Here is a 15,407-nt window from a genome sequence, read left to right on the forward strand (position 1 = left end):
TATGCTGGGCGGTTTTGAACATCAGCCTTGACGCGGCGGAATTATGGCCCACCCTTGGTTCGTGATGCGAACCTGTGCTGCAACGTTTTTTCTGATCGCGTGTTCATGCTCGGCCATGGCCGAGACATGCCCCACGGCTCCGGATCATATCGAAGGTGTGGATGCGCTGATCAAGCAGGTCCAAAAGGCGCAATCGCAAAGCGACGCCCGGGTCATCTCGAACAAAATGTGGGAACTTTGGACGGACGCGCCGGATGCCCGGTCGCAGACTCTGCTGGATCGGGGAATGGCGCGACGAGAGGCGTGGGATTTGTCGGGCGCATTGGATGATTTCAACCAACTTGTCGAATATTGCCCGGATTACGCCGAAGGCTACAATCAACGGGCTTTCGTAAACTACCTGAGGCAGGATTTTGATGCGGCACTGCGCGACCTGAATGTCACGATCGAAATGTCGCCAAACCATATCGGTGCGCTGAGTGGGCGGGCTTTGTCCCTGATGGGGTTGAGACGCCTGGAAGACGCGCGCGCAGCATTGTCCGAAGCGCTTGAGCTCAACCCGTGGCTGTCCGAGCGGGCCCTGTTGGAGCCAGGCGGCCTTCTGGAACCGCCCGGAGAAGATATCTGACAGCCGGATCGGGCAAGTTTGGAGACCGGTCGCAAATCGTCAAACAGGTGCCTTTCGCGGCCACCTCGGGGACTGGGCCCCCATAATCCGAGCGGCAAATGGGTGACAACGCCGTCAGCGTGACAGTATCCGGCGCTTTTCGGCCATGGCTTCGCGCCGCCGCTGCTCGATCCCGAGTTTGAAAGATTCTTCGACAAAGTCGATGTGATCCTTTGCAGCTTTTTCGGCCCGCTTCTCATCACCTTCGATCACCGCGCGGCCAAGTTCGAGATGTTGTTGCAGCAGCTTTTCGCCGGTCCCGTCAATCGTGCGCAGGAAGTCACGATTGTAGAAAACGCCCTTGCGGGTGAGTTCGTAGATCGACGCCATCATGTGTATCAGCGTCGCGTTCTGGCTGGCATCCACAATCGCTGAATGCAGCGCAAAGTCCGCCTCTTGCGAAGCCTTCGCGTCCTGCTCCTGCCAGGCGCGCTCGTTTTCATCAAGGATCTCTGAAATCCGTTCCTTGTCTGCCTTGGTGGCGCGACGTGCGGCAAGCCGGGCCGCGAAACCTTCCTGCTCGCGGCGATACTCAAGATAGTCGAAGAAAGCCGGTTCATGGCGTTCGTACAAAGCAAGAAGCGCGGGCATCATGGCTTGTCCGGTCAGGGCCGCGACGAATGTCCCCTCACCGTGTTGCGTTGTGACCAGCCCGCGTTCTTCCAGCACCTGAAGGGCCTCGCGCAGCTTTGGGCGCGACACGCGCAACATCTCGGCCAGATCGCGTTCCGAGGGCAGTTTCCGGCCCTGTTTCAGGATGCCTGAAGCGATCAGGTCCTCGACCTGTGAAACCACCGCATCAGCCAGCGATTCGTGTCCAACAGGTTCAAAAATCGCCGTGGTGTTCATGAGATGCTGCCCCGTGTGACGCTGAAATAACCAGGATAACTGGTAAACAAAGATAACCATATCCGTTCAGATTTCAAGCGCGCGGCTGTTCTTCCCGGACGTGGGGTACATATTTGTTTGCGAAGGGTTTTTGAGGAAAAGGCCAGTTTTTAAGGTGATCGTATCAGGATTTTGCAAGGGTTGTCGAAGGCGGGTTCCCCATTTCACTTCTTGCCAGTGGTAAACAAAGTTATTGACTGGTTTGATCTGGTAAAGTTAGTTTACCACCGGAACGGCGCTGGAAGAGCCTGCGCCACTGATCGGAGAAAACCCGACCAACCCTGGAGGAGATTTCATGAAGAAGACCCTGACGAGCCTGGCCGTGGCCGCCAGCCTGCTGGCGGCACCCGCGGTCGCGGCGGACAAGCTGCTGCTGAAAACACCGATTGCCTTTTCGACCGAACTGCCGGGCCTGGGTTCGCCGATCCCTCGCGTGGCTGATCAGCTGGACCTGATGTCCGGCGGCACGCTGAAGATGAAGGTGTACGAGCCGGGAAAATTGGTGCCGCCCTTCGAAATTCTGGATGCCGTATCCACCGGCAAGATCAACTCGGGCTACACCACGGCTGGTTACTGGGCCGGTAAAATCCCGGCTGCGCCGCTGTTCTCGGCCGTGCCGTTCGGCCCCGAGGCGGGCGAATACATGGCTTGGCTGTATTATGGCAACGGCATGACCCTGTATCAGGAGATGTATGATCAGGCCGGTTTCAACGTCAAAGTCCTGCCTTGCGCCATCATCGCGCCGGAAACCTCGGGCTGGTTCGCGACCGAGATCAATTCGCCCGAAGACCTGAACGGGTTGAAGATGCGTTTCTTTGGTCTGGGCGGCAAGGTGATGCAGAAACTGGGCGTGGCGACCTCGCTGCTGCCGGGTGGTGAAATCTTCCCTGCATTGGAAAAAGGCGCGATTGACGCGACCGAGTTTTCGATGCCTGCCATCGACGCGCGTCTGGGCTTCCACAAGCTGGTCAAGTTCAACTATTTCCCCGGCTGGCATCAGCAGGCGACCGTGTTCGAACTGCTGATCAACAAGGACGTCTGGGCAGAGACCAGCGATCAGCACAAAGCGATCATCGAAAACGCCTGTAAGGCCTCGATGGCAGACAGCTTTGCCGAAGGCGAAGCCATCCAGCACGCAGCCCTGATCGACAACGTTGAAAACAACGGCGTCACCATCAAGCAGTGGTCGCCCGAGATGCTGGATACCTTCCGCGCGACCTGGGAAGAGGTTGCCGCAGAAGAGGCCGCCAATGATGCCTTCTTTGCCAAGGTTCTGGCTGACATGAACGAATTCCGTGACGGCTATGACCTCTGGAAGACGAACGCCTTCCTCCCACGTCAGTAATCTCTCCCTCACTGACGTTGCCGGGGCGGTCCGATCCGCCGCTCCGGCCCCCGCTTTTCGATCTTCGGACTTTCTAACCTTTCACTGCCCGTATTCCGGGTTGCTGAGCGAGGAATGACCATGACCACCCAAAAGAACCTCAACGATCCGGTCGAAGCCTATGAAGGCATCCTGGAACACCCCGAATCCGACCGCCAGAAAATCGCCGTCGCGATCGACGCCGGGGTCAAGGCGGTGGGTCATGTCGTCATGTGGGCCAATGTCCTGCTGATGGGCGCAATCTTCGCACAGGTTTCGTTGCGTTACCTGTTCAGCCAGAACTACCCGAAACTGGATGAGATCCAGTGGCACTTTTATGGAATCGTCACGATGATCGGCATCTCGTATGCCTTGATCACCGACAGCCATGTGCGTGTGGACGTCCTGCATATGCAGCTTTCGCGCCGCGCGCAGCGGATTATTGAAGTCATCGGCATCCTGACCCTGCTGACCCCGTTCATCTATCTGATGGTCGATCAGGGCTATGACTATTTCTACGAAAGCTTCCGCGTCAACGAACGCTCGGACAGCCCAACCGGCCTGCCTGCGCGTTGGGCTTTCAAGGCGGTGATTCCGATCAGCTTTGTACTGCTGGCGCTGGCCGCGTTGGCACGGTTGATCCACGACGGACACGCGCTGATCTACGGCCCAGCCTCGGAACGTGAAGGCGCGCCGCTGCGCCGCATCTTGCTGGTGCTCGCCGTGTTCGCCGCTGTCTGTATTGGCCTGACCTTCCTGGTCGAAGCAACCGAGGAAAAGCTGGTCATCGCGATGTTCCTGACCTTCATCGCCTTGTTGTTCACTGGCTACCCGGTGGCGTGGGTTCTGGCTGGCGTTGGTGTGGCCTTTTGTGGACTGGCCTATCTGTTCGACAACGATCTGATGCTGTGGACTGGGTTGGAGAGCACCTTTACCGGCCTTGATTACCTGACCCTCGGCGCGGTGGTGAACCGGGTCTATGCGACCATGTCGAACGCGGTTCTGGTTGCCCTGCCGATGTTCATCTTCATGGGCCTGATGCTGGACGAATCCGGTGTGGCCGAGCGTCTGATGTCCTCGATGCAGCGCCTGTTCGGGACGGTGCGCGGAGGTCTGGCCATCACCGTGACCCTGATCGGGATCATTCTGGCGGCCTCGACCGGTATCATTGGTGCCTCTGTGGTTCTGCTGGGCGTGCTGTCGCTGCCGTCGATGATGCAGCAGAAATACCAGCCGACGCTGGCGGCGGGCGTGGTTTCGGCCTCGGGGACGCTGGGCATCCTGATCCCGCCCTCGATCATGCTGGTGATCATGGCCGACCAGATGGCCCTGTCAGTCGGTGACCTGTTCATGGCCGCCGTTTTCCCGGGCGTGATCATCGGCGCCTTGTACCTGACCTACATCTTCATCCTCGCTCTGGTGAAACGCGACGCGGCCCCCGTGCCCGAAGGCGCGAAAGCCCCCAATTGGGCAGCCGTGAAGGACGTTTTGATCGCCGTCATCCCGACGCTGATGCTGATCCTTGCCGTTTTGGGTTCGATCTTCGCCGGTCTGACCACACCAACCGAAGCGTCCGGCATAGGTGCCTTGGGTGCAACCCTGCTGGCGCTGGGCTATCGCAAGCTGACCTTTGCCAAGCTGTGGAACGTGCTGGTATCGACCTTCAACACCACCGCCTACATTTTTGCGATCTTCCTCGGCGCGACTGTGTTTTCCTATGTCTTGCGCGAACTGGGCGGGGATGAGCTGATCGAACATGTGGTGCAATCCACCGGCTTTGGTGCGAACGGCACCATCCTGTTCATCCTGTTCATCGTCTTCTTGCTGGGCTTTGTACTGGACTGGATCGAGATCACGCTGATCGTGCTGCCCCTGATGCGCCCCATCGTGAACGGTCTGGGCATCGACATCCCCGGCTTTGGCGTTCTGGATGAACCGGCGCTGGTGTGGTTCGTGATTCTGGTTGCGGTGACGCTGCAAACCAGCTTCCTGACACCGCCCGTTGGCTTTGCCTTGTTCTATCTCAAAGGCGTTTGCCCGCCCGAGATCAAGCTGACGCATATCTACAAGGGCATCATCCCATTTGTTCTGTTGCAATTGACCGGTCTGGCGCTGGTCTTCCTGTGGCCGACCCTCGCCACCTGGTTGCCGTCGGTCGCCTACTAAGGAGCTTATCTGATGCGTCTGAGCCAATGTCACAACTTCCACGACTTCCGGCGGCTGGCAAAACAGCGGCTGCCGGGGCCGATCTTCAATTACATCGACGGTGGCGCAGATGATGAGGTGACGTACCGGGAAAATACCAGCGCGTTTGACCGCTGTGACTTGTTGCCATCGGTGCTGCGCGGGGTGAAGGACGTGGACATGTCCGTCACGGTCATGGGGCAGAAACTTGACATGCCGGTCTATTGCTCACCCACCGCCTTGCAGCGCCTGTTCCACCATCAGGGCGAACGTGCGGTTGCGGCAGCAGCAGAGAAATACGGTACCATGTTCGGGGTTTCCTCTCTGGGAACCGTCTCGCTGGAGGAGCTGCGCAGGAAACACAAGAACCCGCAGGTCTATCAATTCTACTTTCACAAGGATCGCGGGTTGAACGCCGCCATGATGCAGCGCGCGAAAGAGGCGGGTGTCGAAGTCATGATGCTGACCGTCGACAGCATCACCGGCGGCAACCGCGAGCGTGATCTGCGCACGGGGTTCTCGATCCCGTTCCGCTTGACGCTGGGCGGCATGATACAGTTTGCGATCAAGCCGATGTGGGGGATCAACTATGTCACCCATGAAAAGTTCAGGCTGCCTCAGCTTGAGGAACATGTGGATATGGGTGGTGGGGCCAGCTCGATCGGTGGCTACTTCACCGACATGCTCGACCCGTCGATGAACTGGGATGACGTGGCGCAGATGGTGCGCGACTGGGATGGTCAGTTCTGCCTGAAGGGGATCATGACCGTCGAGGATGCCAAACGCGCGGCCGAGATCGGCTGCACCGGCATCATCCTGTCGAACCACGGTGGCCGCCAATTGGACGGATCGCGCACGCCGTTCGATCAACTGGCCGAGATTGTCGATGCCGTTGGCGACAAGCTGGACGTGATGATGGACAGCGGCATTCAGCGGGGCACCCATGTGCTCAAGGCGCTGTCGATCGGGGCCAAAGCCGTGGGTATCGGGCGGCACTACCTGTATCCTCTAGCTGCCGCGGGGCAGGCTGGGGTCGAACGGGCCCTTGGGCTGATGCGGGCCGAGATCGAGCGCGACATGAAGCTGATGGGTGTCACCAGTGTTGGCCAGCTCAGCCGCGAGAATGTTCGTTTCCGCAATCCCTAACCCGAAACGGGGGCCGATATGACCAATGACGCGTTGATCAAACATTTCCGCTCTATCGTCGGTACGCGTCACGTGCTGATCGGAGCGCGCGCGACAGAGCGTTTTCGGCGCGGTTTCCGCTCGGGCGAAGGTGAGGCGCTGTGCGTCGTTCAGCCGGGGACCCTGCTGGAACAATGGAAGATCCTGCGGGCCTGCGTTGCAGCCGACAAGATCGTCATCATGCAGGCGGCCAATACTGGTCTGACCGAAGGGTCTACACCGTCCGGCACCTATGACCGTGACGTGGTTCTGATCAACACGCGCCGGATGGATGCTCTGTTGCCCCTGAATGATGGTGAGCAGATCGTCAGCTTTCCGGGCGCCACGCTGTTTGCGCTGGAGAAACTGTTGGCCCCGCTGGGGCGCGAGCCGCATTCGGTGATCGGTTCGTCCTGCATCGGCGCGTCGATCGTGGGTGGGGTATGCAACAATTCCGGCGGTTCTCTGGTAGAGCGCGGTCCGGTTTACACGGAACTTTCCGTCTATGCGCAAGTCACCGAACAGGGTGAATTGGAACTGATCAACCACCTCGGCATCGATCTGGGCAGCACGCCGGAAGAGATCCTTGCAAACCTCGATGCAGGTAGGTTCGAACGCAATCCCGGGGCAACCAACAAACGCGCATCGGCCAGCGACTACGCACAGATCGTGCGGGACGTGAATGCAAAAACGCCTGCGCGGTTCAATGCGGACAAGGCCAGGCTTTTCGAATCTTCGGGCTCGGCCGGGAAGCTGGCTGTTTTTGCCGTGCGCCTTGACACCTTTCCCAAGAACGAGGTCGAGAAGGTGTTCTATGTGGGCACCAACAATCCCGACGATCTGGCGGACCTGCGGCGCCACATATTGTCAGAGTTCAAATCACTGCCGGTTTCGGCCGAATACATGCAGCGCGAAACGTTCGACATTGCAGCACGCTATGGCAAGGACACGGTCGTGATGATCGACAAGCTTGGCACGGACCGTCTGCCGATGTTCTTTGCGATGAAAGGCGCAGTGGATGCACGCCTGCGGCGCATTCCGTTTTTGCGAAATTTCACCGATCGTTTCATGCAGGCAGCAATCGCTTTGTGGCCCCGTGTCCTGCCCAAACGGATGACGGATTTTCGCGACAAATACGAACATCACCTGATCCTGAAAATGAAGGATGAAGGTGTGTCCGAGGCCGCCGAGTGGTTGCCGCGATTTCTGAATGATCGGGATGGCGGATTTTTCGAATGTGATGCGCGCGAGGCCAGGATCGCAGGCCTCCATCGTTTTGCGGCGGCAGGCGCGGCGGTGCGTTACATGGCGATCCATTCGAACGACGTCGAAGATATCATCGCACTGGACGTCGCACTGCGTCGCAACGACCAGGACTGGCTGGAGAAGCTGCCGCCTGAGATCGAAGACCAGTTGGTTCACAAACTCTATTACGGGCACTTCATGTGCCACGTGATGCATCAGGATTATATTGTCAAAAAAGGGGCTGACCCAAAGGCGCTCAAGGCTGCAATGTTGAAACTGTTTGACGAACGCGGCGCGGAATACCCTGCTGAACACAACGTGGGGCACCTTTACAAGGCCAAGCCCGACCTGGCGGCGCATTACAAATGCTGTGACCCGACCAACACGTTCAATCCGGGTATCGGCAAAATGTCCAAGGCGAAGAATTACCAATAACCAGTTTTCCGGCGCGGCGGGGTGCTGTGATAACGGCCGACAGATACGCCGGGTTCTGATGAAAAGGGTGTTGGTACCCGACTGCCTGATATCCTGAGCGCAACCCCGCAAGCACCTGCCGCGCAAAAGGCTGCCAAAATCGAATGAGCGTCGCTTGTCAGGTACAAAGAAGATTCGGACGGCGCAGTCGGGATCGTCGGAATCGGCAAGGAATTTCGCGTTGAGGCGCGGAATTCAGCCGCGTTTGACGCAGATCGTTTAGTTTTTGAGTGTCACACACACGCATTTGTCAGGCTGTCCGGGATCTGAACCGGCGGGTTCATGCGGTCAATTGGCTGAGCATCTTTCTGTTCAGGTAGATTCAGGGCTGCGTGATTTCTGACGGGTTTTCCTAGGGTTACCCCTGGTCTGCAATCGGCTTGCGGATCAACCCTCTGAAGTTGCGGGCCAGAAGCCCGATTTGCATGCGAAAATTTGCAGGTGGCCGGGGCCGGAAAAACGCCGTTTTTCCCTTATTTTTCGCGTTTTTTGGGGAACTACGGGAATCCCCCAATTTCGCGTCGCGACAAACAGGGGTAAACATAACTTACCGTACTTACCACACAAACACACACGGTATTTACTTTCCCCGATGAGGGGCTGGTCACACCCCCTCGGCCGGCCCCTCTTAACTTTTGGGGTCCGTGGCTGTTGGGGTCAGTTGCCATGCGGATCATTGCCGGCATCGAAGGGCGCGATGATCTTCGCGACCGGTGTCAGCTTTTGATCAACTTGGCGACGAGGGCGGGCAAATCTTGTGATGCGCCATAGGCCACGGTGTGTGGAATTTCGGTGACCGGTGTCTTCCGGTACCCTTCTGTAAACAGCAAAAACGGGATGTTCGCACGCGCAGCCGTTTCCGCGTCAACTTCGCTGTCGCCAACGAACAGACGCGGGCCAGAAGTCTGAAGCGCATCGAAGCTTGCGAACAGATGGTTGGGGTCCGGTTTTCGCGTCGAAAGGCTGTCGCCGCCAAGAACAACGTCGAAATAGTTGGACAGGTTCAGCGCCTCAAGCACATGCCGTGCGGGCGCTTCTGGTTTGTTGGTGCAGACACCCAAAGCGCACCCCATCTGTCGCAGGGCAACCAGCGCTTCGGGGATGCCGGGGTAGGGAACAGTCGTTTCGCTTGCAGCGGCATTGTAATGTTTCAGGGTCAGCTGCGTCAGTTCCGCGTGGCGATCCAGCGGCAGCCCGCAATGCCGGATCACGCGTTCGACCAGTTTGGGTAAACCGTTGCCGACGAATCCTTTGATGATGCCCATCGACAGTGGATCATGCCCAACGTCGCTCAGCGTGCGGTTGGCCGCCGCCGCCAGATCGCCCAGGCTGTCCACCAGCGTTCCGTCCAGATCGAATACAACTGCTGCGGTCATGTTTGCTTGCCCTTCATCGCCCGACCCAAGACCTAACCCGCCCTGTACCGGGGGGCAATCGCCTGTTTCAAAACGATGCTTGACAATCCTTACTAAAATAATCAGATTAAGCAACAGGAACAGAAAGCCAGCCCTTTCGGGGTCAGCCAAATCAATTGAAACGCGATAGATATGGCACCATGCCGAAACGCTCTGGAGATGTCCCGATGAACGTACAGAACCCGACTCCAACCCAAGGTTACGCTGTCTCGATGCTTCCCGCGCACAAGGCCGAGGATCTGACCAAGGGCGGCAACCTGGCCCATATAGAACTTGGCGATCAACTCTATACCCTGCGCATCACCCGCGCAGGCAAACTGATCCTGACGAAATGAGCGCGTCTTTCAAGCGCGGCGGCGCAGCGGTTGGCCGCCTTGCCGATCTCGACCCCATCGAAGCGGGCGCCGTGATGTATCTGCGGATGTGGAGCGAAGGCGAGGGCGGCCGTGCAGACGCTGCCAGCGATTTTCAAGTCGCGCTGGGCGCGGATTGTGGGCGCGCGGCAATGCTGACTTTGGATCGCTTGTGTTCGCTATGCGCCACCCATGGCCGCCGCCCCCTGATCCGGCATGGTCTTGGATGTGCATGCCTTGGCGCGGATGAGAATTGCTTTGCCCAGATGATCGCGGCAGCGTCCGAAGGGGCGCGTGAAGATGCGATGATGCTGGCGTCTTTGATCGTACGTCCGGATTTTGCCCCCGCGTTGGCATCCCTGTCGGAAGAACTGGGGCTGACTCTCAGGCGTATGACCGCAGGTTTCAAAATACCGACCAACGGCCACCAGACCCCCTCGGCGGTGCTTCACTGACCCTGAGTGTAGAACGGTTGAACCCCGGCAGCGCGCCGGGGTTTTTCGTTCAGCAGCACCCGCATCCGGCATGGTGATGGTCATGATCGCAAACAGGGGCAGGGAAAAAGTCGCCCACCTCGGACAACACATCCCGCAGCGCCCACAGGATCATGTCGACATCCTCGGCCTCGATGGTCAGGGGCGGGCGGATTTTCAGGATGTTGTCCTTGGGCCCTTCGCTGCCGATCAGGATGCGATGATCGCGCATCCGGTTTTTGACATAGCTGCAAATCTCGGTGCCTTCGCTTCCATCGGGGTTGATCAGTTCCACGCCGAGAAACAGCCCCATGCCCCGCACGTCGCCAACGCAACCAAAGTCGGCTTCGATCTGGCGCAGCCCCGCCATCAGGCGCCCACCCATCAAGCGGGCATTGTCCTGCAATCCCTCGTCATCGACGATATCCAGCACCTCTTTGCCGATCCGGCAGGACAGGGTTGAACCGCCAAAGGTCGAAAAGAACTCGATCCCATTGTTGAAACTGTCTGCGATCTCTCTGGTTGTCACCAGCACGCCCAGCGGGTGCCCGTTTCCGATTGGCTTGCCCATCACCACGATATCCGGAACCGCGCCCTGGTGTTCGAAGCCAAAGTAATACTCGCCCAGCCGTCCCAGACCTGTCTGCACCTCATCGGCGATGCAAACACCTCCGGCAGCCCGGATTTTTTTGTAAACCGCAGGCAGGTAGCCCTTGGGCGGAATGATCTGTCCACCGACAGATGGGAAAGTTTCGGCGATGAACCCGGCCAGACCCTGACCCCGGTCCTGCAAAGCCGCAATGGTCGGGTCCACAAGATCAGCAAATTTCTGCGCCCGATCCGCATCGTCACGCTTGAATGACCCGCGGTAATCATCGGCAACCTCAACCAGTTCAACCCAGTCGGCTTTCCCGATGCCGCCCGGTTTGTTGAATTTGTAGGCCGAGATCGCCACAGCAGCGTTCGTGTTCCCGTGATAGCCGTGATCCGGCGTGACGATCCCCTTCGCGCCGGTATGGGTGCGGGCCAGCCGCAGGGCCAGTTCGTTGGCCTCGGTACCCGAGTTGACGAAAAAGCAGACCTGTAGGTGATCCGGCAGCTTCGACAGGATTTTGTCGGCAAACTCCACCTGTGCTGGATGCAAGTACCGTGTATTCGAGTTCATCCGCTTCAACTGGTCCGCCGCTACGGCCTGAATACGCGGATGGGCATGGCCCACATGCGGGACGTTGTTATAGGCGTCCAGATAGGGGCGTCCCCATTCGTCGAACAGGTGATGCTTCCATCCACGCACCAGCATGACCGGATCGTCATAGGTCAGGGACAGGTTGCCCCCGAAATGTGCCCGCCGTCTGTTCAGGATTTCCGCTTTGTCAGTGGGGTGATAGAACACCTTGTCATCCGGCAGGTTCAGCAACGCCGCCGGGTTCGGGCAGACCGCGTGCCACAGCTCCAGTTCGTCCGGGTCTCCGACACCAGGCCAGTCCGCTTCCATTCCGTCGGTGGTCAGGGCCAGCTGGAAATGCACATGCGAGGCCCATCCGCCATTCTGGCCGGCATTGCCCAACCGCGCAAACGCGGCCCCCTGTGCCACCGGGTCGCCGGGTTTCAGCCGGTCACAGCATTCCGGGTCGAGATGGCCATAGAGCGTATAGAATGGATCACCCTCGGGCGTTTCGTGATGCAGGATGATCACCCCGCCGTAATCAAGGTGCTGGTCGCGGTTTTCGACCACTTCGACCCGCCCGCTCATCGGTGCATGCAGAACCGTCCCGGCAGGCGCAAACACATCCACGGCCAGATGAACCGTCCGCCTGTCCGAGGCTTTCCACGGGCCCTTGCGGAACTCCGGCTCGGCATAGATCAGGCGGGGTTCGTTGTAATAGCCCAGCCACAGGTCTTGCCCGTATTCCTCGCCAACGCGCGCGGCCTCGGCCAAAGGCATGTGGAACGGGTTTTGGGGCCAGACGCAGTTTTCGACCGACAGCGAGCCCATGGGCACATCGCCCAGGTCCTGGCCGAACATGTCGGCAAAATGTCCCCGGTGTTCCTGAAGATAGGCGTGGACGCGTTCAGCCCCATCAACCACGGGCAAGCCGCAAGCCGCCCGCAACCGCGCCGACATCAGCCCGCCATTGACTGACGTGTTCTCAAGGAACCGCCAAGCTGGCGCCTGAGAGATCGTCACATAGGGATCATCCGGATTCTCGGCCGCCATCAGGGTCGAGTTGACGACTGACACAGCCAGCCGCATCCTCAGCAACGGCCAGATCAGGTCAACTTCATCCGCCCGCAGCCGGTTGGCCGCGTGATAGCCCTTTACCAACGCAGCCAGTGCCCGTTCAGGCTTGGGGTGATCCAGCACGACATACGCGCCGGCAATCGCCAGATCGCAGACGCGCGGCGCGGCGCACATGTCGCCCAGATCAATCAGGCCCGAAATCCGCCGCCGCTCGCTCAACTCGCCTTCGACCAGAACGTTGTAGTCGTTGGCATCATTATGGATGGCCTGTTTCGGCAGCTCCGAGAGGGTACCCGAGATTGCAGCGAACCCTTCAGAGATTTCCGCCAGCATTGCCCGCCGCGCGGGGTCAGAGATTGCGTTTAACTTGTCCGCGATCCAGCCCGCCTGCATCAGGTCCCATTTGAAATCGGCCCGGTTCAACCCCTCATGCTGAAACCCTTCCAGGGTCCGGTCGGTTGCCCCCAATACGCGCCCAAGTTTCAGGATCAGCTCTTCGGATTTTGGGGCGGCCTTCGCGTAACATTGGCCCGGCAGGCACTCCAGCAACCAAACCAGCCTGCGCTGTCCTTCAGAATCGGCAATCTCGGGCAGCATTGCGCCGGTCAAATCAGGGAACACCTTGGGAAACGGCAACCCCGGTGCCTCAGAAGCGATATGCGCCAGCGCTTTGATCTGGAGATCAACCAGATCGGCATCGCATCCGGCCCGCATGGCCTTCAGTACATAATCCTGACCATTGGTGGCTTGCACCAGAAAGTTCAGATCATATTCACCATCCAATCGCGTCAAACGGGCGTCCAGCCCCCAGAGCTGCCGCAGCGCGGTCGTCCAAAAAGCACTCAAATCGTCCATTCCCGTCTCCGCTCCAATCGCGCCGGAGCCCTCTTCATCTGGCCAAAAATATCCTCGGGGGGAATCGCGCCTTGGCGCGATGGGGGGGGGCAGACAACCCCCCGCGTTACCCCATGGCCCGCAGGCGCTTGATCAACGACGAGGTGTCCCATCGGCCACCACCCAGTTTCTGTACATCCTTGTAAAACTGATCGACCAGAGCGGTGACGGGCAGGGACGCACCGGTGTCATTGGCGGTTTCCAGACAGATACCCAGATCCTTGCGCATCCAGTCGACGGCAAAGCCATGTTCGAACTGATCATCCAGCATGGTCTCATACCGGTTTGCCATCTGCCAGCTGCCCGCCGCGCCCTGGCTGATCACCTCGACCACGGCCCTTCCGTCCAGCCCGGCCTTTTCGGCGAAGTGCAATGCTTCGCTCAGGCCCTGAACCAGACCGGCGATGGCGATCTGATTGCACATCTTGGTCATCTGGCCCGCGCCGCTGTCCCCGATGCGGCGGCAGATCTTCGCATAGACCTGCATCACCGGTTCAGCCGCATCATAGGCCGCCTGATCTCCGCCGCACATGATTGACAGAACACCGTTTTCGGCGCCTGCCTGGCCGCCCGAGATCGGCGCGTCCACAAAGGCGATACCCTGTGATTGGCCGGCAGCGTACAACTCCCGCGTGACCTTTGCGGAAACTGTGGTGTGGTCGACGAAAACAGCCCCGCTGGACATGCCGTGAAATGCGCCGTCCTCGCCCGTGCAAACCATGCGCAGATCGTCGTCATTGCCGACGCAGGCCATCACAAACTCGGCGCCTTCAGCCACGTCTTTCGGGGTGGTCGCCATCGATCCGCCATGTTGCTTTACCCAGGCTTCGGCCTTGGCGGCCGTGCGGTTGTAGACGGTGACGTCATGACCTGCGGCCTGAAGATGCCCAGCCATGGGATAGCCCATGACGCCCAGGCCAAGGAACGCGACTTTTGCCATTTTGTGATCCTCTCCGCTGTTCGGTCGGCTTCAGCGGTGCGTGCCTGGCCGAAATGTTTGGCGAAGACAAAGCAAAGCTGCGCCCAAAGGGCAACCCCAAGTCAGCCCTTCCCGCCCAGATCCTGCAGAATCGGGCAGTTCGGCCTGTCATCCCCGGCGCAGGCGTCGATCAGGTGGCTCAGCGTTTCGCGCATCGCGTTCAGGTCGGTGATCTTTGCCTCGATCTGCGCCAGATGATCCCGCGCGACCTGTTTCACATCTGCGCTGGCGCGGGTTTCATCCTCGTAAAGCGCCAGCAATGTCCGGCAATCCCCGATGGTGAATCCCAGAGCCCGGGCACGGCCCAGAAAGTTCAGCTTGTGCACATCCTGATCGCGAAACCGGCGATAGCCATTGTCATCGCGCAGCGGTTTGATCAGGTTGATGTCTTCATAGTACCGTATCGTCTTTGCAGGCAGGCCGGTGCGGGCGGACACATCTCCGATATTCATGCGTGCACCTCCTTGGCGGGCGGGATCGGGGTTTCCGGTACGCTGGCTTGAACACGACGCAGACGCAGCGCGTTCGAGACGACAAAGACGCTCGAAAGTGCCATCGCGCCTGCGGCCAGCGCCGGAGACAACAGATGGCCTCCGAACGGGTACAGCGCACCAGCGGCGACCGGGATCAGCAGGACATTGTAACCGAATGCCCATCCCAGGTTCTGGCGAATGTTCCGCATCGTTCTGCGGCTGATCTCGGCTGCATTTGCAACCCCGCGCAGATCGCCGGACATCAGAACGACATCAGCCGTTTCGATGGCCACATCGGTGCCCGTCCCGATGGCGATGCCGATGTCAGCCGTTGCCAGCGCCGGGGCGTCGTTTATGCCGTCGCCGACGAAAGCCAGCGTTCCGAACTGGTCCCGCAAGGCGGTGATCGCATCCACCTTGCCATCGGGCAGCACTTCGGCGGTGACGTGATCGATTCTCAGCCGATCAGCCAAGGCCTGCGCGGTGCGCGCGTTGTCTCCGGTGACCATGGCCACGGTCAGGCCCATTTGGTGAAGCCGCTCCAGCGCCTCCTCGGTGCCGGGTTTGACCGGGTCGGACACAGACAACGTGGC

At 59.3% G+C, this 15,407-nt stretch carries 12 protein-coding genes and 1 pseudogene; 7 read left to right on the top strand and 6 right to left on the bottom strand.

Features of this window, described 5'->3' with window-relative positions; translation table 11 throughout:
• Positions 1–115 precede the first annotated feature (115 nt).
• On the top strand, positions 116–628 hold the full coding sequence (locus AC2FNN_RS19200) for a tetratricopeptide repeat protein (RefSeq protein ID WP_496760058.1): 513 nt from the start codon (positions 116–118) through the stop codon (positions 626–628).
• 114 nt (positions 629–742) lie between these two features.
• On the opposite strand, the gene AC2FNN_RS19205 is transcribed toward AC2FNN_RS19200, so the two are convergent.
• Positions 743–1,516, bottom strand: a complete 774-nt coding sequence (locus AC2FNN_RS19205) for a FadR/GntR family transcriptional regulator (protein ID WP_152458933.1) — start codon at positions 1,514–1,516, stop codon at positions 743–745.
• 334 nt (positions 1,517–1,850) lie between these two features.
• Between AC2FNN_RS19205 and AC2FNN_RS19210 the strand changes: the two genes are divergently transcribed.
• The 4 genes from AC2FNN_RS19210 to dld all read left to right on the top strand — a co-directional run bounded on the left by AC2FNN_RS19210 (position 1,851) and on the right by dld (position 7,946).
• Entirely contained in the window at positions 1,851–2,900 is a 1,050-nt protein-coding gene (locus AC2FNN_RS19210) for a TRAP transporter substrate-binding protein (protein ID WP_496760049.1), read from the top strand.
• 120 nt (positions 2,901–3,020) lie between these two features.
• Positions 3,021–5,084 carry a TRAP transporter large permease subunit gene (locus tag AC2FNN_RS19215; RefSeq protein ID WP_496760050.1) on the top strand — a complete coding sequence of 688 codons (2,064 nt, stop codon included), beginning with the start codon at positions 3,021–3,023 and terminating at the stop codon, positions 5,082–5,084.
• A gap of 12 nt (positions 5,085–5,096) precedes the next feature.
• Positions 5,097–6,248, top strand: coding sequence for an alpha-hydroxy acid oxidase (locus AC2FNN_RS19220; protein WP_496760051.1), 1,152 nt, complete (start codon positions 5,097–5,099; stop codon positions 6,246–6,248).
• 18 nt (positions 6,249–6,266) lie between these two features.
• A complete protein-coding gene (gene dld, locus AC2FNN_RS19225) occupies positions 6,267–7,946 on the top strand; it encodes a D-lactate dehydrogenase (RefSeq protein ID WP_496760052.1) in 1,680 nt (559 codons plus the stop codon).
• 755 nt (positions 7,947–8,701) lie between these two features.
• Here the strand turns inward: dld and gph are convergent.
• Positions 8,702–9,361, bottom strand: a complete 660-nt coding sequence (gene gph, locus AC2FNN_RS19230) for a phosphoglycolate phosphatase (protein ID WP_496760053.1) — start codon at positions 9,359–9,361, stop codon at positions 8,702–8,704.
• A gap of 206 nt (positions 9,362–9,567) precedes the next feature.
• Between gph and hemP the strand changes: the two genes are divergently transcribed.
• Positions 9,568–9,735, top strand: coding sequence for a hemin uptake protein HemP (hemP, locus tag AC2FNN_RS19235; protein ID WP_083445319.1), 168 nt, complete (start codon positions 9,568–9,570; stop codon positions 9,733–9,735).
• Positions 9,732–10,208 (top strand): hypothetical protein, encoded by a 477-nt coding sequence (locus AC2FNN_RS19240; RefSeq protein ID WP_496760054.1) that lies wholly within the window; start codon positions 9,732–9,734, stop codon positions 10,206–10,208. The genes hemP and AC2FNN_RS19240 overlap by 4 nt, the downstream gene beginning before the upstream one ends.
• Positions 10,209–10,257: 49 nt before the next feature.
• Here AC2FNN_RS19240 and AC2FNN_RS19245 read toward each other — a convergent pair whose 3' ends face one another.
• The 4 genes and pseudogenes from AC2FNN_RS19245 to AC2FNN_RS19260 form a co-directional block, all read right to left on the bottom strand.
• A complete protein-coding gene (locus AC2FNN_RS19245) occupies positions 10,258–13,323 on the bottom strand; it encodes an aminotransferase class III-fold pyridoxal phosphate-dependent enzyme (RefSeq protein WP_496760055.1) in 3,066 nt (1,021 codons plus the stop codon).
• Between the two features lie 106 nt (positions 13,324–13,429).
• Positions 13,430–14,308, bottom strand: a pseudogene (locus tag AC2FNN_RS19250) (NAD(P)-dependent oxidoreductase); the annotation flags it as partial.
• A 95-nt stretch (positions 14,309–14,403) separates the two neighbouring features.
• Positions 14,404–14,793 (bottom strand): Cu(I)-responsive transcriptional regulator, encoded by a 390-nt coding sequence (gene cueR / locus AC2FNN_RS19255; RefSeq protein WP_496760056.1) that lies wholly within the window; start codon positions 14,791–14,793, stop codon positions 14,404–14,406.
• Positions 14,790–15,407, bottom strand: a 618-nt coding sequence (locus AC2FNN_RS19260) for an HAD-IC family P-type ATPase (RefSeq protein WP_496760057.1), incomplete at its 5' end; no start/stop codon positions are given. The genes cueR and AC2FNN_RS19260, both read right to left, overlap by 4 nt.

The sequence above is a fragment of the Ruegeria sp. BHSA118 genome, assembly GCF_059613405.1.